This is a genomic window from Actinospica robiniae DSM 44927, assembly GCF_000504285.1.
In the GTDB taxonomy this organism is placed as follows: domain Bacteria; phylum Actinomycetota; class Actinomycetes; order Streptomycetales; family Catenulisporaceae; genus Actinospica; species Actinospica robiniae.
In genome coordinates this window covers 6,302,495-6,323,336 of the sequence record NZ_KI632511.1, presented here as the reverse complement: position 1 = coordinate 6,323,336, position 20,842 = coordinate 6,302,495, and the positions used below count along the sequence as shown (strand labels likewise).

The window sequence follows — 20,842 nt, the reverse complement described above, 5'->3', positions numbered from 1 at the left end:
GCCTCACACCAGCGACTCGCGCCAAGCCTCGTGCAGCGCGGCGAATCGGGACGGCGCATCGCCGACGTCCACGGCCTTCGAGGCGATCAGCACGTCCGGCTCGCCGTCCTCGACGATCCGGCCGGCCTCCATCACCAGCACCCGGTCCGCGATCTCCACCGTGGACAGGCGGTGCGCGATGATCAGGGCCGTGCGATCCGCCAGGATCGTGCGCAGCGCCCGCTGCACCAGCCGCTCGCTCGGCACGTCCAGCGAGGAGGTGGCCTCGTCGAGGATCAGCACCGCCGGATCCGCCAGGAACGCCCGGGCGAACGCCACCAGCTGCCGCTGCCCGGCCGAGAGCCGCCCGCCGCGCTTCTTCACATCGGTCTGATAGCCCTCGGGCAGGCGCGAGATGAACTCGTGCGCGCCGATCGCCCGCGCCGCCTCCTGCACCTGCGCGTCCGTGGCATCCGGCCGCCCGAACCGGATGTTGTCCGCGACCGACCCGCTGAACAGGAAGTTCTCCTGCGTCACCATGATCACGCCGCGGCGCAGATCGCGATCGCGCAGGTCCCGCAGGTCGATCCCGTCCAGCTCCACCGTGCCCGCGATCGGGTCGTAGAAGCGGCACATCAGCCGGGCCAGGGTGGACTTGCCCGCACCGGTCGCCCCGACCAGCGCGACCGTCTGCCCGGCCGGGATGTCGAGATCCAGGCTCGGCAGGATGATCCGCTCGGCCTCGTCCTTGTCCCGCTTCGGGTAGGAGAAGCGCACGTCGGCGAACCGGACGTGCCCGCCCACCGCCTCCGGCAGGTCCCGCGGCTCGGTCGGTTCCGGCACCTCCGGCCGCTCCTCGAGCACGCCGGAGAGCTTCTCCAGCGCGGCCGTCGCGGACTGGTAGGAGGTGTAGAAGACCGCGAGATCCTGCATCGGGTCGAAGAACTTGCGCATGTAGAGGATGTACGCCGTCAGCAGGCCGACCTGGAGATCGCCGTCCATCACCTGGAAGCCGCCGAAGACCAGCACCGCCGCGGTGGCGGTGGCGCCCACCGCCACGATGCCCGGCATGAACCAGCCGAACATCATCATGCTCTTGGCGTTGGCGTCCACGTAGTCCTGGTTGAGCTTGCCGAAGATCTCGCGGTTGCGCTCCTCCCGCCGGAACGACTGCACGGCGCGGATGCCGTTGAGCGTCTCGACGAACTGCACGATGCACGCCGCCACCGCGGCCCGCTGCCGCCGGTAGGCCACCCGGGAACCCTTGGTGTACCAGACCAGCAGCCCGCCCAGGGCGGGCAGGCAGACCAGCACGATCAGCGAGAGCAGCGGGTCGATGACGACCAGCAGCGCGCCGATGACCACGATGTTCAGCAGAGCGCTGATCAGCCCGTCCAGGCTGGAGTTGATCAGATCGTTGAGCGCGTCGAGGTCGTTGGTCAGCCGCGAGATCACCCGGCCGGAGGTGTAGCGCTCGTGGAAGGCGATCGGCAGCGCCTGGAACTGGTTGAACACCCGCCGCCGCAGCTCGAGCAGCATGTCCTGGCCGATCCGTCCGGCCAGGGTGAGGAACTTGAGCCGGAGGGTGGACCCGAACAGCGCCGAGCCGCCGATGCCCACGGCGGCCAGCGCGATCGGGGTCCAGTCCCCGTGCTTGACGGCGGGCATGCCGTCGTCGATCCCCACCGACACCAGGTAGGGCGCGCACATCTCGAACGCGGTCACCACGATGATCAGCACCGTGGCCAGAAGCAGGCCCCTGCGATGCGGCCGGATCAGCGAGCCGAGCAGGCGGCGGGACCGGGCGCGCAGGAACACCCCGCCCTTCGCCGAGACCTCGTCGCTGTCCTCGGCCGCGACTCCGCGCCAGTCGTCCACGGGCACGGGATCGATCGACGCGTCCTCGGACGCGTCAGTGTTCTGTGTGTCGACGGCGGTGGTCAACGGACAACCTCCTCAGCCAGCTCGGACAGGTCGGCGAGCTCGGTCAGATCGGAACTCTGCGAGAGCAGGTCGCGGTAGACCGCGTTGTGCTCGAGCAGCTCGTGGTGGGTGCCCTCGGCCACCACCGTCGTGCCGCCGCCGGGCGCCGGCCCGAGCACGGCCACCCGGTCGGCCAACAGCACGGTCGAGGGCCGGTGCGCCACGACCAGGCCGGTGGTCTCCGCCAGCACCGAGCGCAGTGCCTGCTCGACCAGGCCTTCGGTGTGGATGTCGAGTGCGGAGAGCGGATCGTCGAGCACGAGGATCGACGGGCGTCCGAGCACCGCGCGCGCCAGAGCGAGCCGCTGGCGCTGCCCGCCGGAGAGCGACATGCCCTGTTCGCCCACTCGCGTGTCCAGCGCCCACGGAAGATCGTGGACGTACTGCGCCTGCGCCACCCGGAGCGCTTCCTCGACCTGTTCCTCGTCCGCATCGGGACGGCCGAGCGCCAGGTTCTCGCGCACACTGGCGGAGAAGAGCGTCGGGTCCTCGAAGGCGCAGGCCACTCGCGTGCGCAGGTCGGACAGCGAGAGCTCGCGCACGTCCACTCCGTCGAGCAGCACCCGCCCCTCGGTCACGTCGTAAAGCCGCGGCACCAGCGCGGTCAGCGTCGTCTTGCCGCAACCGGTCGGCCCCACGACGGCGAGCGTCTCACCTGGCTCGATGACCAGGTTGATCCCGGTCAGGAGCAACTCGTCGGACCCCGGATAGGAGAAGCCGACGTTCTCGAACTCCAGCCGTCCCGTTCCGTGCGAGGAACGCGCCTCGGCCGGCTCGACGATGGTCGGCTGCGCGTCGAGCACCTCGAAGATGCGCTCCGCCGCGGTGTTCGCCTCCTGGGAGGCGGCCAGCAGCCAGCCGGAGGACTCGATCGGCCAGATCAGCATCTGGTAGAGCGCGACGAAGGCGACCAGGGTGCCGAGGCTGAGCTTGCCGGCCGCCGTCGCGGCCACACCGAAGAGCGTGAGCAGAGCGAGCACGGTCTGCGGCTGCGCGATGATCATGGCCCAGATGTGCGCCAGCGTCCGGATCTGGGCGAGCTGGAGCTTACGCAGGTGCACGGCCTTGGCGTCGTACCGCTGGAAGAAGAGGTCGCGCCGCCCGAAGGACTTGATCGCCCGGATCCCGAGCGCCGACTCCTCGACGTCGGTGGCGACCTCGCCCTGCTGGTCCTGCACGGCACGGATGTTGCGGCGGTAGACCTTCTCGTAGCGGAACACCACGATGCTCAGCGGCACGCCGAACAGCACCACGATCCCGCCGAGCAGCGGGTCGATGACGATCAACAGGATGCCGACGGAGACGAAGGTGATCGAGTTGACCACGAGGAAGATCAGCGCGAACCCGAAGAACCGCCGGATCGAGGAGATGTCGCTCGTCATCCGGCTCACCAGCTGCCCGGACTGCCAGCTGTCGTGGAAACCGACGTCGAGGTGCTGCAGGTGCTCGTAGAGGTCGTCACGCAGATCGCGCTCGATCCCGAGCACGCTGCTGGCGAGCGTGAGGCGCCGGGTGAGGATCAGCGCCGCCTCGGCCAGCCCGAACAGCAGGGCGTAGAGCCCGAGCAGCCAGAGCGCATCCCGGTCGCCGGTGCGCAGCGGCCCGTTGATGACGGTGCTGGTCAGCAGGGGAACCGCGACCCCGATCAGGGTCGAGGCCAGCGCGACCACGAGCATCACCGCCATCTTGGCCCGGTAGGGCCGAACGTAGCGGCGAAGCCTCCACAGCGAGGCGAGTTGTCCGGTCGTATGGGGTGGAGAGGGGACGGGTGAACTGCCTGGCGGCAAGGAGGGGGGCATGATAACGACCGTAAGCCGTCTGCGCCCCTGATTTCCACCGGTTTTCCCTGCCCGGAAGCCCCGGCGGAATCACTCGCACGAGGGACCCTGCGAACGGGCCCGAGCGTGCTAGGGTGGGCCTTGGTTGCAGCTGCAGTTCCCTGAATGCTTCGTTGAATGCCCGCGGGAGTACGGCCGCGGGCCTTTGTGTTTGCGGCGCCACCCTCCGCGGTAGCCAGCGGGCGGGACGGTCACGAAACGGCAACCCGGGACGCACACGGTGTGCGTTTCGTTCGACGTCCCCCTGTTTTCACCAAGGAGAAAAATGGCTTCCGGTACGGTCAAGTGGTTCAACTCGGAGAAGGGCTACGGCTTCATCTCCCAGGACGATGGCGGCGCCGACGTGTTCGTGCACTTCTCGGCGATTGACTCCGCGGGCTACCGCACCCTGGAGGAGAACCAGCGCGTCGAGTTCACCGTCACGCAGGGCCCGAAGGGCCCGCAGGCCGAGCACGTCCGCGCGCTGTAAGAAGACGGCTCAAGCGGGGAAGACCGCCGCAGGCAAAGGCAGGCAACCAGAGCGCCGCGCGCAAGCAGCGGCCGCTCCAGCCTTGCTCTGCGGCCACGCGCGTTCGCGCAAGCACCCCACGGACCCGCACAGGTCTGCGCAGGTCCGCACGGAGCCCGTACGGAGTCCGCACGATTCGTCGAGCGGCCCGGATGCGCCCGGGAATGCCTCGCCGCAACGCGCCCGCAGCCCGCGAAGGCTTGAATTCACGAAGCGTCAAGAGCACGACCTAAGCTCTCGCCGTCCCAACCGCCCGCCCAGCGTGTAGTGCGGGACGACAGCGCTTGAGCTCGAGGCCCCTGAGTCCCCACTTGGGACCGGGGGCCTTGTGCATGCCGCGTGTTGTAGGCCGGCGGCTCGTCCTCGCGCTCACCCTCGCCACGACGAATGAAGTGCCACGCATCGTCAATCCGCCACGAATAATGAGTGTCGCACACCATGGGCCGCGCGGACCGCTTCTGGAGACGGCGCGCCGCCGCTTCCACACCGCGATAGTGCGCCGCGCTTCGCAGTGGTGCGCGCGTCGAGCGGGATGGGCTGTCGCGCGCCGCCCGGCCCGCAACCCGCGTCCTCCGGCGAGCGAAGGACACCCACCCGCAGGCCACCGCCCCGAGCACGCTTTAGTCTGGAAGCTATGGCCAAGGTGAACACGCGCACGACAGTGCTGCGGCTGGACGGCACGGGCGCGGTCGGCGCACGCGACAGTCTGGCCGCGGAAGAGCCCCTCGAGATACGAGTGGGCGGTCGGCAGGTCGCGGTCACCATGCGCACGCCGGGCGACGATTTCGACCTCGTCGCCGGATTCCTTCTGAGCGAGGGCGCAGTGCGCGGCCGCGAGCAGTTGGCGCGCATGCGTTATTGCACGGACAACCGCCACGGCGACGACGGGCATGAGCACGACCCGTACAACATCGTCGAGGTCGATCTCTCGCCCGACGCGCCAGAGCCCTCGTGGTCGTTGCACCGCAACACTTTCACCAGCAGCGCGTGCGGCATATGCGGAAAGAGTTCGATCGAATCAGTGCGGGCGACCGCGTGCTGGTCTGTAGCGGACGACCCGGTGACCATCACCCCGGAAGTCCTTTACTCCCTTCCCGATCGTCTGCGCGAGCGGCAGAAGATGTTCGATTCGACGGGCGGACTTCACGGTGCCGGACTCTTCGAAGCCGACGGCACGATACTCATCGCCCGCGAGGACGTAGGCCGGCACAACGCGGTCGACAAGGTCGTCGGCTGGGCGCTGCGCGAAGGCAGGCTCCCGCTGCGCGGGGCGCTGCTCGCGGTCAGCGGTCGCGCATCATTCGAGCTCGTCCAGAAGGCCGCAGCGGCCGGAATCCCGGTGCTGGCCGCGGTCTCCGCACCCTCGTCCCTCGCCGTGGACCTGGCCGAGACCGCCGGCGTCACGCTAGCGGGATTCGTCCGCGGCCAGCGGGCCAACGTCTACACCCGCCCGGACCGCATCGCGCTCCCCTGAGGATCTCTGCGGCACCGTCCTCGTATCTCGCCTCCTCCCGCCGTCGCGTCAGCGCTCAAGCAATCACGTTGCCGGCGCCAGGCCGACATCGCGTGCGACCGCCATCGCCCCGAGAGCGGAGTGCACTCCGAGCTTCGCCAACACCCGCTGGATGTGGGTGCGTGCCGTGTGCGGAGAAACGTAGAGCCTCTCAGCGATCTCGGACCGTCCAAGCCCTGCTGCGAGGCAGCGGAGCACCTGCACCTCCCGGCTGGTGAGGCGAGTGACAGTGGACGACGTTGCTCCGCTGCTGCGGACGCTCCGCCTCGTCGACGTGCCGTGCTGCACCGGCGCGGCGGCCGCGAGGCGAATCTGTTGCGGACGCGAGGGATCCGCTTCGAGCTCCACCTGAGGTCGCGGCGGGACGGGCACGCGACGCGCGGCACGAAGTCGGGCTTTGGCCGGGGGCGGCAATCGGCCGGTGAGGAGCGCGGCGGCCTGCCGACGATTGCAGACGCCGAGTCTGGTGAGGATGTTCTGGACGTGGCTTCGGACGGTCGCAGAGGTTATCCCCAGCCTGTGGGCAATCTCTGCGGTCGCCAGGCCGTCCGCCACCAGGACGAGGACTTGGTGTTCGCGCTCGGTCAGCTTGCGTAGAGCCGCGCGCTGGCCGACGTCGCGCGCGGGCACGGACGCGGAACCGGCAGCGGGAGCACGAGCGGCGGCGGGAGCAGCGTCACCGGCGGGGGCGGAAGCGGGAATTGAAGCGACGCCGGCGCTGAAGGTGGCGGATGCTCCCGGAGCGGAGCCGGTCAGGCTGGATGCGCTCTCTGCCAAGGCTCTTTGAACCAAGGCGTGAAGCACTGCCGCTTGGTTGCCGACGCGCTCGAGCAGGGCGCGCAGACCCTCGGACTGATGCGGGTGGCTGGCGACGACCACTTCGATGAGGCTCGATAAGGCCTCCAGAGGTCGGTCGAGGGCCCGGCACACGGCGAGCGCGTCGTCCCCGGTATCGCAGGGTTCGAGGATCTGGGCCGGGCGCGTGCGACCCGGCTCGATATCGATGGGCGACGCTCGAGCAGCCCGAGCAGGCTGCTGCGCGGCGGGCGCAGGTTCCGCGGGCGCAGGTTCCGCGGGCACAGGATCCGCGGCCGCAGGCCCGGCGGACGCGGCCACGGGCGCGGCGATGCGGCGCGTCCCGGATGCCCCACACAGCTGCGCGGTCGCCTGGAGGACGGCGGGGGCGGGCACGGGCGTGGCCCTGCCGTACAACGCTCCGGTGGACGCGATGCCGCCTGCCGTCGCGCTGTATTCCGGCTCGGTGATGTCGGACATGATGTGCCGGCCCCCTTGGGTTCCCCGTGTCCGGCCACGCGCCCTATTCGCTGTGGCCTCAACTGTTTCCACGGTACGTCGCACTACCGACAGAAGCAGTCTTTTCCGCGGAATCCACCCATCCCGACTCTTCGGGTTCTTATCCGACTAATCACTCCGCCAGCTCAAGCCACTCCTCTTCCAGGCGCATCCGCTCGTCGGCGAGCTCGCGCAGCTGGACATCGAGTTCTGCGATCTTGGCGTAGTCGGTCGCGGCTTCGGCCATGCGGTCGTGCAGGACCTTCTCCTGCGTACCGATCTTGTCCAGGCGTCGCTCGATGCGCGCGAGCTCCTTCTGGGCCGCGCGCTGGTCTTTCGCGGACAACCCCGACGCACCCGCGGTCGCCGATCCGGCGGCGGCAGCCTGCGCGGAGGTGCCGGCGGCTCCCGCTCCGGCCCCTGCTCCGGACCCGGCACCCGACCCGGCCGACCCCGCCGACCCGGCCAGCGCGGCGCGGCGGACGAGGTACTCCTCGACGCCGCCGGGCAGCATGCGGACCGTTCCGTCGCCCAGGAGGGCGTAGATCCGGTCCGTCACGCGCTCGAGGAAGTACCGGTCGTGGGAGATCACCAGCAGCGAGCCGGGCCAGCCGTCGAGCAGGTCTTCGAGGGCCTGCAGGGTGTCGATGTCCAGGTCGTTCGTGGGCTCGTCCAGCAGCAGCACGTTCGGCTCGGCCATCAGCAGCCTGAGCAGCTGCAGCCTGCGCCGCTCACCGCCCGACAGGTCGCCCACCGGCGTCCACTGCTTCTCACCGGCGAAACCGAACCGCTCGAGCAGCTGCGACGCCGTCATCTCACGGCCCTTGCCGAGGTCGATGCTGCCCTTGATCTCCTCGACCGCCTTGAGCACCTTCAAGCTCGGGTCGATCTCGGTGATCTCCTGCGACAGCGTCGCCTGACGCACGGTCACGCCGGTGACCACCCGGCCGCTCTCCGGCTGCACCACTCCGGTCAGCAAACGCATCAGGCTCGTCTTGCCGGCCCCGTTCACGCCGACGATGCCGAAACGCTCGCCGGGGCCCAGCTGCCAGGTGACGTGCTGGAGCAGGGGCCGCCGCTGCTCGCCCTCGCCGACGGCGTACGTCACGTCTTCGAGCTCGTACACGGTGCGGCCGAGGCGCGCCGAGGCGAAGCGCGTCAGCTCGGCGCTGTCGCGGGCCGGAGGCTCGGTGGCGATCAGCGCGTTCGCGGCGTCGATGCGGAACTTCGGCTTCGAGGTGCGCGCGGGAGCTCCTCGGCGCAGCCACGCCAGCTCCTTGCGCAGCAGGTTCTGCTTTCTGTCCCAGTCCGCCGAGGCGACCCTGGCCCGTTCGGCGCGGGCCAGCACGAACGCCGAGTAGCCGCCCTCGTACGCGTGCACGCGGCCGCCCGCCACCTCCCAGGTGTATTCGCACACCTCGTCGAGGAACCAGCGGTCGTGGGTGACGACGAACAGCGCGCTGCGGCGGCCGCGCAGGTGCTTGGCCAGCCAGGCGATGCCCTCGACGTCGAGGTGGTTGGTGGGCTCGTCGAGCAGGATCAGCAGGTCGCTCGCGTCCGGCTCGATCAGCGCCTTCGCCAGCGCGATCCGGCGGCGCTCGCCACCGGAGAGCGGGCCGACGATCGTGTCGAGGCCGTCCGGGAAGCCGGGTGCGTCGATGCCGCCGAACAGGCCGGTGAGCACGTCGCGCACCTGCGACTGGCCCGCCCACTCGTGTTCGGGACGGCCGCCGAGCAGCTGATCGCGGATGGTGCGCTCGGCGTCGAGCTCGTCGTGCTGGCCCACCACGACGACGTGGACGTTGCCGCTGTGCACGACCCGGCCCGAGTCGGGCTGCTCGATCTTCGCCAGCAGCTTCAGCAGCGTCGACTTGCCTCCGCCGTTACGTCCCACCACGCCGATGCGCTCTCCCTCGGCCAGGCCGAGGGAGACGCCGTCGAGCAGGGTCCGGGTGCCGTACGCCTTGCCGACCGACTCGATGTTGACCAGATTCGCCACCCGCTCAGCCTACGCGGGAGACGATCAGATCCAGGAATCGCCGGCGGGAGCCGGCCGGAGCCGGCTCCGAGCCAGACCGACGCCAGGCCGGAGCCGGACGCCGGGCTAGATCCAGGATTGGAACCACATGTGCGAGGACCAGTCGCTGTAGGAGATCGTCTGGTCGGTGTAGATCGGGTAGAAGTAGATGAAGATCCCCACGATCGCCACCACCATCGCCCCGCCGACGGCCGCGCCCCAGGCGCGCCGGACCGGTGGCGCGTCCGCTCGGCCCAGGATCGCGCCGACGCTCATCGTGGCCGCGAGGCACATGAACGGGACGAACGCGACGGCGTAGAACGAGAAGATCGTGCGCTCGGCGTAGTGCATCCACGGCAGGATCCCGGCGCCGATGCCCAGCAGGATGGCGCCGGCGCGCCAGTCGCGACGGCCGATCCAGAGCCACAGCATGTACAGGATCGACGCGGTGGCCAGCCACCACAGGAACGGGTTGCCGAGGGCCAGGACCTCCTGCGAGCAGCTGCCCATGGCCGGGGTGCAGCCGGACTGGCCGATCTTCGGCGAGTTGTAGTCGAACGCCACCGGGCGGCCCATCACCAGCCAGGACCACGGGTTCGACATGTACGGGTGCGGCGACTGCAGGTTCGCGTCGAACTGGTACTGAGCGTGGACGTAGTTCCACAGCGAGCGCACCCAGGCGGGCAACAGCTCGGTCAGCTGCCGGTGGAAGGGCACGTCGGGGAAGCCGTAGGCGGGGTTCGAGTTGGCCCAGAAACGGTTGTAGCCGCCGCCGTTGGAGGTGTTGAAGATCCAGCCGGCGTAGGTGGAGACGAACACCACGACCATCGTCACCGGCATGCTCAAGAACGCCCAGCCGACGTCCCGGCGCAGGGTCGAGAGCGAGGGGTAGCGCAGGCCGAGCGCGCGACGGGTGCCGCGGTCCCACAGCACGGTCAAGACGGCGAAGGAGGCGACGAAGAAGATCGCGTTCCACTTCGTGGCGGTCGCCAGGCCGAGGCTGATGCCGGCGGCCAGGCGCCAGACCCGGAATCCGAACTTCGGGCCGTGCTCACCGGCCAGCCAGGGGGTCTCGCGCGGGTGTTCGGCCGCCCATCTGGCCGCCTTCTCGCGCACCTTGTCGCGGTCGACCACGAGGCAGGAGAAGCCGGCCAGGATGAAGAACATCTGGATGCCGTCGAGCAGCGCGGTGCGGGCCATCACGAAGGCCAGGCCGTCGAAGCTCAGGAACAGCCCGGCGATCACGCCCATCAGGGTGGAGCGGAACATGCGGCGGGCGGTGCGGGCCAGGATGTAGATGGCGAGCGTGCCGAGGACGGCTTCCATCAGCCGCCAGCCGACCGGGTTCAGGCCCCAGATCTTCTCGCCGAAGCCGATGATCCACTTGCCGAACGGCGGGTGCGCGACGAACTCGGGGCCCGGGTTCCACTGGGTCGTGGCCTGGCAGCCGTACTTGCCGCAGATCTCGAACGAGTTGTTCGCGTTGCCGCCCCAGTTGTGCTCCCAGCCGTAGACCCACATCGACCAGCCGTCTTTGGCGTAGTAGGTCTCGTCGAAGATGATCTTGTTGGGCTGGGCCAGGTTCCACAACCGCATGAAGCCGCCGACGATGGTGACCAGCAGCGGCATGATCCAGCCGGCGCCGCGGAAGAACTCCGGGTAGAACGGCGGCACGAGGCGCTCGGTCAGCGACCCGCGTCCGTCCGGGCGGGGCGCGCCCTCGGGGCGCCACCACACCAGGCCGCGCTCGACCCGGCGCCACCGAGGCCGCCGCGGCGCCGCGTAGGCGCTCTCCTCCTCCGGCTCCTCGAGGTCCTCGTCCGGCTCGTCGAGGTCTTCGGCCACCTCGCCCTGGTCCGGGCGACGCGTCGCGAGGACTTCGGTGGCCACGGACGAGTCCGCCTCGGCCGACTCGTTCGGGCCGGCGGAGTCGTACGCGGGCCCTTGGGCGTTCTGCACGTCGCTGTCCACGCGGGCCATCGTATTGAGTACGCCTGAGAACCAGTAGTAAGCGATGATTGTTGGCGTGAAACTTGCACGCCCCGAGTCCGGAGTTGTCCGGGAATCCGCCCCTTCATCCGGACTGCTGGTGCTGGCCGGGACCCCGATCGGAGACGTGGCGGACGCTCCGCCGCGCCTGGCGCAACAGTTGCGCACCGCGGATGTGATCGCGGCCGAGGACACCCGGCGGCTGCGCCGGCTGACCCAGGAGCTCGGCGTCGAGCCGGTCGGCCGGATCCTGTCGTACTTCGAGGGCAACGAGGCCGCTCGCACCCCGGAACTGGTGGCGCGGCTGGTCGAGGGCGCGCACGTGCTGCTCGTCACGGACGCGGGGATGCCCTCGGTCTCCGATCCCGGATACCGCCTGGTGGCAGCGGCGGTGGAGGCCGGGATCCGGGTCACCGCGGTGCCCGGGCCGTCGGCCGTGCTGACCGCGCTGGCACTCTCGGCGCTGCCGGTGGACCGCTTCTGCTTCGAGGGGTTCCCGCCGCGCAAGGCCGGTGAGCGGGCCCGGACCTTCGCCGCGCTGGCCGATGAAAGCCGCACCATGGTTTTCTTCGAGGCCACGCACCGGATCACCGAGACCCTGCGGGCGATGGCCGAGGCGTTCGGCGCGGACCGGCCGGCGGCCGTGTGCCGGGAGCTCACGAAGACTTACGAAGAGGTCCGGCGCGGACCGCTGGGCGAGCTGGCCGAGTGGTCGCGGGACGGCGTGCGCGGCGAGATCACCGTCGTCGTGGCGGGCGCGGCGCCGCCGTCACCGAAGGACTACAGTGCGCGGTCGCTGGCCGATCTGGTCGCGGTGCGCGAGGCGGCCGGAGAGCACCGCAAGACCGCGATCGCGGCGGTGGCGGCGGAACTCGGGGTGCCCAAGCGGACCGTGTTCGACGCCGTGGTGGCCGCCCGGGACGCGGAGCCGGACGCCGCGGAGGACGACGGGGACGGCGGGATTTCTGGGTGATCTACGCCGCACTTTAGAATGCGGCCATGGCCTCCAGCGATAAGTCCTACTACGTCACCACGCCGATCTACTACGTGAACGACGCCCCGCACATCGGCAGCGCGTACACCACGACCGCGGGTGACGTGCTGACCCGCTGGCACCGTCAGCGCGGCGAGAGCGTCTGGTACCTGACCGGCACCGACGAGCACGGTGAGAAGCTGCTGCGCACGGCGCGGGCGAACAACCTCTCGCCGCAGGAATGGACCGACAAGCTGGTGCGCGAGGCGTGGCTGCCGGTGCTCGAGACCATCGACGCGGCCAACGACGACTTCATCCGCACCACCGAGAAGCGGCACACCGAGCGGGTGCAGGAGTTCTGGCAGCGGCTCTACGACGCCGGCGAGGTCTACAAGGGCGAGTACGAGGGCCTGTACTGCGTGGCCTGCGAGGAGCACAAGCTTCCGGGCGACCTGAAGGACGGGACCGGCGAGTACGAGGGCCAGAAGGTCTGCGCGGTGCACGGGCGCCCGGTGGAGACGATCGCGGAGGAGAACTACTTCTTCAAGCTGTCGCAGTACACCGAGAAGCTGCTGGCCTACTACGACGAGCACTCCGACTTCGTGCAGCCGGCCACCGCGCGCAACGAGGTGGTCTCCTTCGTCCGGCAGGGGCTGCAGGACCTGTCGATCTCGCGGACCAGCTTCGACTGGGGCATCCCGATCCCGTGGGACCAGAAGCACGTGCTGTACGTGTGGATCGACGCGCTGCTCAACTACGCCACGGCCGTGGGCTACGGCGTGGACGAGGAGAAGTTCGCCCGCACCTGGCCGGCCGACGTGCACCTGGTCGGCAAGGACATCCTGCGCTTCCACGCGGTGATCTGGCCGGCCATGCTGATGGCGGCGGGCCTGCCGCTGCCGCACAAGGTCTTCGGCCACGGCTGGCTGCTGGTGGGCGGCGAGAAGATGTCCAAGACCAAGCTGACCGGCATCGCCCCGGCGCAGATCACCGACCACTTCGGCTCGGACGCCTACCGCTACTACTTCATGCGCGCGATCCCGTTCGGGCAGGACGGCTCGTTCTCCTGGGAGGACCTGAGCGCGCGCTACACCTCGGAACTGGCCAACGACTACGGCAACCTGGCCTCCCGGGTGGCGGCGATGGTGGGCCGCTACTTCGAGGGCGTGCTGCCCGCCTCGACCGACCACGGGCCGGCCGAGCAGGTCATCGCGGACGCGCTGGCCGCGGCGGTGGCGACGGCGGACGAGCGGATCGGCGAGTCGCTGGACTTCCAGGGCGGGATCAACGCGATCTTCGACTTCGTGAAGCTGGTCAACGGCTATCTGACCGAGCAGGAGCCGTGGAAGGTGGCGAAGGACACGTCGCCGGCCGGGCAGGCGCGGCTGGCCACGATCCTGTACACGGCCGCGGAGTCGCTGCGGGCGGTCGCGGTGCTGCTGAACCCGGTGATGCCGAAGTCCTCGGCGGCGCTGTGGGAGTCGCTCGGCGCCGAGGCGTCGCTGGGCGCGCTGGCCGAGCAGAAGGTGCAGGACACCGGGCGCTGGGGACAGCTGCCGGCGGGTTCGACCGTGACCAAGGGCGCGGTGCTCTTCCCGCGCCTCGAGGAGCGGACCGAGGGCTGATGCCGGGTTCTGCCGGGACTGTGCGCGGATAAACTTGTCCCATGGGCAAGTCCAAGACGCAGCAGTCCCAGCAGGACGTTCCGCCGCCGGTGCCCGAGCCGCTGCCGCTTCCGGTGGCGGACTCGCACACCCACATGGACATGCAAGGCCGCACGCCGGCCGAATCGGTGGAGCTGGCCGCCTCGGTCAATGTGACGACGCTGGTCCAGGTGGGCTGCGACGTCTCGTCCTCGGAGTGGGCCGTGCTGCAGGCCAAGACCTTCGACTCGGTGCACGCCACGGTCGCGCTGCATCCGAACGAGGCGCCCCGGCTGGTGCTCGGGGACATGGACGCGTGGGCCGGGCGGGACAAGCACCGCGGCCCGGGCGGGATACCCGCCCTCGAGACGGCCCTGGCGCGGATCGAGGAGCTCGCCGTGCATCCCGAGGTGGTCGGGATCGGCGAGACCGGGCTGGACTACTTCCGCACCGGCCCGGAGGGGGTGGCCGCCCAGCAGGAGTCGTTCCGGCGGCACATCGCGCTGGCCAAGCGGGTGGGCAAGGCGCTGGTGATCCACGACCGTGACGCGCACGCGGACGTGCTGCGGATCCTGCGCGAGGAGGGCGCGCCCGACCGGGTGGTCTTCCACTGCTACTCCGGCGACGCGGCGATGGCTCGGGACTGCGCGCAGGCGGGCTACTACCTTTCGTTCGCAGGTCCGGTCACCTTCAAGGCGAACGACGAACTGCGCGCCGCGCTGCGGGCGACTCCGATGGAGCGCGTACTGGTCGAGACGGATGCGCCCTTCCTCACCCCCGTGCCCTATCGGGGACGCCCGAACGCACCGTATCTGATCCCGCTGACGGTCCGTTCGATGGCCGAGACGCTGGCCGTGGACGTGGCGGAGCTCTGCGGCGCCCTCGACGCCAACACCCGGCGCGTATTCGAACTCGTGTAACCATTTCTCGACAGTCTCTTCGAGCTAACCCAAATAGGTCATACATGGGAGAAAGCTCACACTGACGGACGTAGCGCATTATCGCAATGCACCCATTTGTCCCACATGGCAGTGTACTTATCGGACTATTCGACTATGCCTGGCGCCGGGGCGGGGTATAGCGACCTTGGCCCGGAGTCGGTTACAGTCCGGTGCTCGGTAGCCGGATCGGCGGAGCCGGAGTGGACCAGGCGGTCCGCGAAACGCGCCGCGGTCGCCAGCCACGCTGGCCCGCAGCGCTCCGAAACCGCGGTGCCCGGGATCAACGAGGTCTGGAGACTTGTGAGCGGTACGCGCTCGAACCCCCCTCATGGTTCCGCTTACGGACCAGGGGCCGACGGGAACGGCGGCTACGCCGCGCCCGACGGCCGGACCGGTTCGTACCCGGGGCACGAAGGGACGTCCGAAGCCGCCGAGTACTACTACGAGGACCAGTACAACCAGCAGCAGTACCCGTACGACCCGTACGCCGAGTCCTCGGCGGAGTACTTCGAACAGGCGCCCTATGGGGCCGGTCCCGGCTACCAGCCGGACTACCCCGCCGCGTCCTACGAGGCGACGTCCTTCGAGCCGGGGGTCTACCCCGAGACCGGCTACGCGCCGGATTACCCGCCCGAGTACGGCCCGGAGAGCCCCTACGGCGCTCCCGAGGCCCCCGGGCGCTTCGACGGCCACCCGGGCGGCTACCCCGCCGAGTCCGGCGACGGCTACGGCCACGGCGGCCTGGGCGCGCCGATGTTCGGCGCGGCCGCGTCCTTCACCCGGGCGGGCACCGCGACGGCCACCGCCACCGATCTGCTCACCGCGCCGGCCGAGGCACCCTCGCGGCGGCCCGGGATGCCCGGGCTCGACCCGTCGCCCGACGAGTTCGACCCGACCTCCTCGCCCGCGCGCCGCGGCAGAGCCCGCGACCCCGAGACCGCGCCCGCGGGTTCCGGCCGCAAGCCCCCCGTGCTGCGCACCCGGCCCCGCACCGGCCCGCTGGGCCGGATCGTGCAGGGCACCGTGCTCGCGGCCCTGGTCGCCGGCGCGATCACCTACGTGGCCCTCGACAAGTCGATCACCCTGACCGTCGACGGCCAGACGCAGACCGTGCACACCTTCGCCGGCACTGTCGGCGCGGTGCTCACCGCGGACGGCATCAGCACCGGCAGCCGCGACATCGTCACCCCGGCCGTGGGCACCTCCGCATCCGACGGCGCGACCATCACGGTGCGCTACGGGCGACAGCTGTCGCTGAGCGTCAACGGCGTGCAGCACACGACGTGGGTGCACTACCCCACCGTCGGCGCGGCGCTGGGCGAGCTCGGTGTGCGCACCGACGGCGCGCGCAGCAACGACGCGCTGACCATGCAGATCCCGCGCAGCGGCCTGAGCGGCCTGTCGGTCTACACCATGCGGCACGTGACGTTCCTGGTGGACGGCAAGACCGTGCCGCTGAACACGACCGCCGCCACCGTGAGCGCGGCCATCAGCCAGGCCGGGATCGCGCTGCACAACCAGGACGCGCCCTCGGTGCCGGCCGGGTCGGTGCCGCAGGACGGCCAGACGATCTCGGTCAACCGGATACAGGGGACGACCGAGACCAAGCAGGTCTCGATCCCCTACAACGTCAGCAAGGTCTCCAACGCGAGCGCCTACGCGGGCACCAGCACGGTGAAGACCGCGGGCGTGGACGGCGAGGAGACGGTCACCTACGCCCTCCTGATCGTCAACGGCAAGTCGCAGGCGCCGAAGGCGATCAAGAAGGTCGTCACCAAGGAGCCGGTCGACGAGGTCCTCGCGGTGGGCACCAAGGCGCTCCCGACCGACGCGGCCGACCTGAACTGGGCGGCAGTGGCCAAATGCGAGTCGGGCGGCAACCCGGCCGAGAACACCGGCAACGGCTTCTACGGCATGTACCAGTTCTCGGAGGGCACCTGGCTCTCGCTGGGCGGCACCGGCTACCCCTACCAGGCGAGCGCGGCCGAGCAGACCGATCTGGCCGAGCTCCTCTACGAGCGCAGCGGCTCAGGTCAGTGGCCGGTGTGCGGGCACTTGCTGTTCACGTAGGCAGACCGGTCCCCGCCTTAGAATTGCCGGTATGCGCTCGGAACCTTCACAGCTGGAGAACGCGGCGGGATCGAGTGGGCGAGTGAGCCTGCTCGGTCCCGCCGATGTCCGTCACCTCGCGACGGAGCTGGGGGTACGCCCCACCAAGGCGCTGGGCCAGAACTTCGTGATCGACCCCAACACGATCCGCCGCATCGTCGCGACAGCGCGGCTGCGGCCCGAGGACGTGGTGGTGGAGGTCGGGCCGGGCCTCGGCTCGCTCACCCTCGGCCTGCTCGACGTGGCGAGCCGGGTGGTGGCGGTGGAGGTGGATCCGGTGCTGGCCGCGGCGCTTCCGGCCACCATCGCGGCCCGGGCGCCGGAGCGGGCCGCGGCCTTCGAGCTCGTGCACGCCGACGCCATGCGCATCAAGGAGCTGCCCGGACCCGCGCCGACCGCGCTGGTGGCGAACCTGCCGTACAACGTCGCCGTGCCGGTCCTGCTGCACATGCTCGAGCGGTTCCCCAGCCTGCGCAGCGCTCTGATCATGGTCCAGGCGGAGGTGGCCGACCGCCTGGCGGCCGACCCGGGCAGCCGGGTCTACGGGGTGCCGAGCGTCAAGGCCCGCTGGTACGCCGAGGTGCGGCGCGCTGGAGCCGTGGGCCGCAACGTGTTCTGGCCGGCGCCGCACGTAGAATCCGGCCTGGTGGCGCTGGAGCGCCGGGAGCCGCCGAGCACGGGCGTCGACCGCCGCGCGGTGTTCGCGGTGGTGGACGCGGCGTTCGCGCAGCGGCGCAAGACGCTGCGGGCCGCGCTGGCCGGCTGGGCCGGTTCGCCGGCGCGGGCGGAGGAGCTGCTGCGCCGCGCCGGGGTCGACCCGGGCGCGCGCGGGGAGTCCCTGGGCGTGGCAGAGTATGCGGCGATCGCGGCGGCGCGCGCTGCCGAGGAATCGAAGGAGTCAGGCTCGTGACCGCGGTAGAGGACTGGGACGAGGGCCCCTTTCAGCCGGAGGCGATCACGGTCAGGGTCCCGGCGAAGATCAACCTCTCGCTCTCGGTCGGGCCGCTGCGCCCGGACGGCTACCACGAGCTGGTCACCGTCTTCCACGCCGTCTCGCTCTACGACGAGGTCGTGGCGCGCTCGGCCCGCGGCATCTCGCTGAGCGTGGAGCCGCTGCGGCGGGACTCGGACGTGGACGCGGTGCCGGCCGACGAGCGCAACCTGGCCTGGCAGGCCGCGGCGCTGCTGGCCGAGCGCTGCGGCCTGGAGCCGAACGTGCGCCTGACCATCCGCAAGGACATCCCGGTGGCCGGCGGCATGGCCGGCGGCAGCGCGGACGCCGCGGCCACGCTCGTGGCCTGCGACGCGCTCTGGGGCACCGGCCTGCGCCGGGACGAACTGCACGACCTCGCCGCGCAGCTCGGCAGCGACGTGCCGTTCGCGCTGCACGGCGGTACGGCGATCGGCACCGGCCGCGGCGAGCACATCTCGCCGGTGCTGGCCTCGACCGGCCTCGAATGGGTGATCGCAGTGCTGGACGCGGGCCTTTCCACGCCGAAGATCTTCGAAGCCTGCGACCTTCAGCGGCGCCGGGCCGGCGTGCAGGCGCCGGCGCCCGGCGTGCATCCCGACCTGATGGCGGCACTGCGCTCGCGCGACATCGGTGCCATCGGCGGCTCCCTCTACAACGACCTGCAGTCGGCCGCGATCGAGGTGCTGCCGGAGATCGGCCAGCTGCTCGCGCTGGGCATGGCGGCAGGGGCCTGCGGCAGCCTGGTCTCGGGCTCGGGGCCGACGACGGTGTTCCTGGTGGACAGCCCGCTGGCCGCGGCGAGCGTAGAGGCGGAACTGCGTGCCTCGGGCCGTTGCCGCGCCGTCCGCCGGGCCCGCGGGCCGGTGCCCGGGGCCAACGTCGTCAACGTGCGCTGAGTCGGCGGCGCGGTCTCGAACTCCCCGCCCCGCGGCCGGCCCGCTCGGGGTCGGTCTCCCTCGGCTCAGAACTCTGTGGTCTCGATCACCTCCGGCGTCGTCAGCGATCGACGATGAGATGGATCGGCGGTGAGGCGGATCGGCACTCCGGCGTGCGCGTATCCCTCGGTCTTGTCGTCATCGTGCGACCCGCTGCCCGACGAGGTGACCTCGACGGCGAGCGCATCCCGGGGCGTGTGCCTGGCGCGCGAGCATCGAAACCAATCTGTGATGTAACCGCGTTGGCTTGGGCTGCGTGTTCTTTCCGAAGTCGCGAGGAAGCGCGGCACCGTACCGGAGAGGGGGAGGCATGACGGTCGCGAACGAGCAGGATTTCGACGCGTTCTATGGTTCGGCACGCCGAAATCTGATCATGCACGTCTGAACCGTACCGGAGTTGATCCAGGCTTGATCTTTTGGAAGGATCAAGTCCGTCATGAGCAAGCCATACCCACAAGATCTCCGTGACCGGGCCGTGCGCCTGGTGCTGGAGACGAAGGACCAGTACCCCTCCGAGCACGCGGCGATCAAGTCGATCGCGGCGAAGCTCGGGATCGGCACCGCCCAGACGCTGACGAACTGGGTGCGCCGGGCCGAGGTCGACGCCGGTGCCCGCCCGGGCGTCACGACGGCGGAGGCCGAGGAGATCAAGCGGCTCAAGCGGGAGAACGCGGAGCTCAAGCGAGCAAACGAGATCCTCAAGGCGGCGGCGAGTTTCTTCGCGGCCGAGCTCGACCGGCCACACACACGCTCGTAGCGTTCATCGACGAGCACCGGGACCGCTTCGGCGGAGTCGAGCCGATCTGCACCGCGCTGACCGCGCACGGCTGCAGTATCGATCCCAGCACGTACTACCACTTCAAGAAGCGCCCGGCCTCGGCGCGCGCCGTGCGCGACGGCGAGCTCAAGGCGCTGATCGCCCGCGTCCACAGCGAGAACTTCGGCGTCTACGGCGCCCGCAAGGTCTGGCGGGAGATCAACCGCCGCGGCCAGGAGGTGGCCCGGTGCACCGTCGAGCGCCTCATGCGCGAGCTGGGCCTGTCTGGCGCGGTGCGCGGGAAGAAGGTGCGCACCACCGTGCCCGACCCGTCCGCCGAGCGAGCCCCGGACCTGGTCCAGCGCAACTTCGTCGCCCCCGCGCCGAACCGCTGCTGGGTAGCCGACTTCACGTATGTACAAGCCTACGGTGGGACCGTCTACGTCGCCTTCGTCGTCGACACCTTCTCCCGCCGCATCGTCGGGTGGTCCGCCGCGACCTCGAAGGCGACACCGCTCGTGCTCGGCGCCCTGGAGATGGGGCTGTGGCAGCGCGACCGCGCCGGCCAGGACCGGGAAGGTTTGATCCATCACAGCGACGCGGGTTCTCAATATACGAGTTTCCGTCTCGCGGCCCATCTGGCCGGCGAGAACATCGCCGCCTCGATCGGCACGGTGGGCGACGCCCTCGACAACGCCCTGATGGAGTCGACCATCGGCCTGTACAAGACCGAGCTGATCAACCGGCGCGGCCCCTGGCGCACCCTGACCGACGTCGAACTGGGCACCGCCGAGTGGATCGACTGGTACAACAACACCCGGCTGCACGGTGAGATAGGTCACGTCCCACCCGTAGAGTACGAGACAGAGTTCTACCTCACACAGTCAAAACCGCAGTTGGAACCCCAGCCATAGAGTCTGGACCGATCCCGGAGCGGTTCACAGCCGGCGGCCTCACCAGCGGCCACACTGCGCACCAGTGGATCTTCTTCTTCGCCGACGCCGCGTCCGCCCAGCAGACGTTCACCTGGTTGCAGAGCCAGTACAGCTCCTCCTGCCGTCCCGGGGCGACGGTCACCAAGACCGCCGGTGACGGGACGACCAGCGCTTCCTGGCTGACTGTGCCGGACAGCCCCCACTACGTGGATATCGCGGCCTACAACCGCGAGTACCTCGTCCTGCGGGGCAGCACCATCGCCTACGTCGAAATCCAGAATGGGACCAAGCTCTCGACGACATACGACGATGCCGGCCAGCTCTCCACGATCGCCTCGCACCTGTGCGTCTACGGTGGCGCCTGCAGCTGACCTGACGAGCCCCGCAGGAAGAACCACAGGATAAGAAGATGCAGGCCCGGGCCATTCGGCCCGGGCCTCGCGACGCGGCGGCCTG

The 20,842-nt window shown here is 70.1% G+C and carries 14 protein-coding genes and 2 pseudogenes; 10 read left to right on the top strand and 6 right to left on the bottom strand.

Annotation, left to right across the window (positions count from 1 at the left end):
- Positions 1-3 precede the first annotated feature (3 nt).
- Both ACTRO_RS27020 and ACTRO_RS27015 read right to left on the bottom strand, forming a co-directional pair.
- Entirely contained in the window at positions 4-1,923 is a 1,920-nt protein-coding gene (locus ACTRO_RS27020; RefSeq protein ID WP_245594504.1) for an ABC transporter ATP-binding protein, read from the bottom strand.
- Positions 1,920-3,761 (bottom strand): ABC transporter ATP-binding protein, encoded by a 1,842-nt coding sequence (locus ACTRO_RS27015; RefSeq protein WP_034267491.1) that lies wholly within the window; start codon positions 3,759-3,761, stop codon positions 1,920-1,922. Before ACTRO_RS27015 ends, ACTRO_RS27020 begins: the two co-directional genes overlap by 4 nt.
- Positions 3,762-4,065: 304 nt before the next feature.
- On the opposite strand from ACTRO_RS27015, the gene ACTRO_RS27010 reads away from it, so the two are divergent.
- Positions 4,066-4,269 (top strand): cold-shock protein, encoded by a 204-nt coding sequence (locus ACTRO_RS27010; protein ID WP_034267488.1) that lies wholly within the window; start codon positions 4,066-4,068, stop codon positions 4,267-4,269.
- A gap of 673 nt (positions 4,270-4,942) precedes the next feature.
- A complete protein-coding gene (fdhD, locus tag ACTRO_RS27005) occupies positions 4,943-5,782 on the top strand; it encodes a formate dehydrogenase accessory sulfurtransferase FdhD (RefSeq protein ID WP_034267486.1) in 840 nt (279 codons plus the stop codon).
- A gap of 63 nt (positions 5,783-5,845) precedes the next feature.
- Here the strand turns inward: fdhD and ACTRO_RS51100 are convergent.
- From ACTRO_RS51100 to ACTRO_RS26990, 4 genes and pseudogenes are all read right to left on the bottom strand, one after another.
- Positions 5,846-6,049: pseudogene (locus tag ACTRO_RS51100) on the bottom strand (response regulator transcription factor); the annotation flags it as partial.
- Between the two features lie 213 nt (positions 6,050-6,262).
- Positions 6,263-7,096: pseudogene (locus ACTRO_RS49120) on the bottom strand (helix-turn-helix transcriptional regulator); the annotation flags it as partial.
- Between the two features lie 151 nt (positions 7,097-7,247).
- Complete coding sequence (locus ACTRO_RS26995) at positions 7,248-9,113, bottom strand: ABC-F family ATP-binding cassette domain-containing protein (protein WP_034267480.1); 1,866 nt, start codon at positions 9,111-9,113, stop codon at positions 7,248-7,250.
- Between the two features lie 105 nt (positions 9,114-9,218).
- The gene (locus ACTRO_RS26990) at positions 9,219-11,102 is read right to left on the bottom strand and encodes a dolichyl-phosphate-mannose--protein mannosyltransferase (protein ID WP_051451455.1); all 1,884 of its coding nucleotides are present in this window, start codon (positions 11,100-11,102) and stop codon (positions 9,219-9,221) included.
- 55 nt (positions 11,103-11,157) lie between these two features.
- Between ACTRO_RS26990 and rsmI the strand changes: the two genes are divergently transcribed.
- The 8 genes from rsmI to ACTRO_RS26945 all read left to right on the top strand — a co-directional run bounded on the left by rsmI (position 11,158) and on the right by ACTRO_RS26945 (position 20,757).
- The gene (gene rsmI, locus ACTRO_RS26985; RefSeq protein ID WP_245594503.1) at positions 11,158-12,093 is read left to right on the top strand and encodes a 16S rRNA (cytidine(1402)-2'-O)-methyltransferase; all 936 of its coding nucleotides are present in this window, start codon (positions 11,158-11,160) and stop codon (positions 12,091-12,093) included.
- 26 nt (positions 12,094-12,119) lie between these two features.
- Positions 12,120-13,718 (top strand): methionine--tRNA ligase, encoded by a 1,599-nt coding sequence (metG, locus tag ACTRO_RS26980; RefSeq protein WP_034267472.1) that lies wholly within the window; start codon positions 12,120-12,122, stop codon positions 13,716-13,718.
- A gap of 41 nt (positions 13,719-13,759) precedes the next feature.
- Positions 13,760-14,656 (top strand): TatD family hydrolase, encoded by an 897-nt coding sequence (locus ACTRO_RS26975; RefSeq protein ID WP_034267469.1) that lies wholly within the window; start codon positions 13,760-13,762, stop codon positions 14,654-14,656.
- 321 nt (positions 14,657-14,977) lie between these two features.
- Complete coding sequence (locus ACTRO_RS26970; protein ID WP_245594502.1) at positions 14,978-16,747, top strand: resuscitation-promoting factor; 1,770 nt, start codon at positions 14,978-14,980, stop codon at positions 16,745-16,747.
- A 31-nt stretch (positions 16,748-16,778) separates the two neighbouring features.
- Complete coding sequence (gene rsmA / locus ACTRO_RS26965; protein WP_051451454.1) at positions 16,779-17,696, top strand: 16S rRNA (adenine(1518)-N(6)/adenine(1519)-N(6))-dimethyltransferase RsmA; 918 nt, start codon at positions 16,779-16,781, stop codon at positions 17,694-17,696.
- A complete protein-coding gene (locus ACTRO_RS26960; RefSeq protein ID WP_084316546.1) occupies positions 17,693-18,655 on the top strand; it encodes a 4-(cytidine 5'-diphospho)-2-C-methyl-D-erythritol kinase in 963 nt (320 codons plus the stop codon). Before rsmA ends, ACTRO_RS26960 begins: the two co-directional genes overlap by 4 nt.
- A gap of 475 nt (positions 18,656-19,130) precedes the next feature.
- Positions 19,131-20,365 (top strand): IS3 family transposase gene (locus ACTRO_RS26950; protein WP_245594284.1). Its coding sequence is split into 2 segments (ribosomal slippage): positions 19,131-19,407 and positions 19,407-20,365, totalling 1,236 coding nucleotides; the frame shifts between segments, so codons are not numbered across the junction.
- Between the two features lie 116 nt (positions 20,366-20,481).
- Positions 20,482-20,757, top strand: a complete 276-nt coding sequence (locus ACTRO_RS26945) for a hypothetical protein (RefSeq protein ID WP_034267466.1) — start codon at positions 20,482-20,484, stop codon at positions 20,755-20,757.
- Positions 20,758-20,842: the final 85 nt, after the last annotated feature.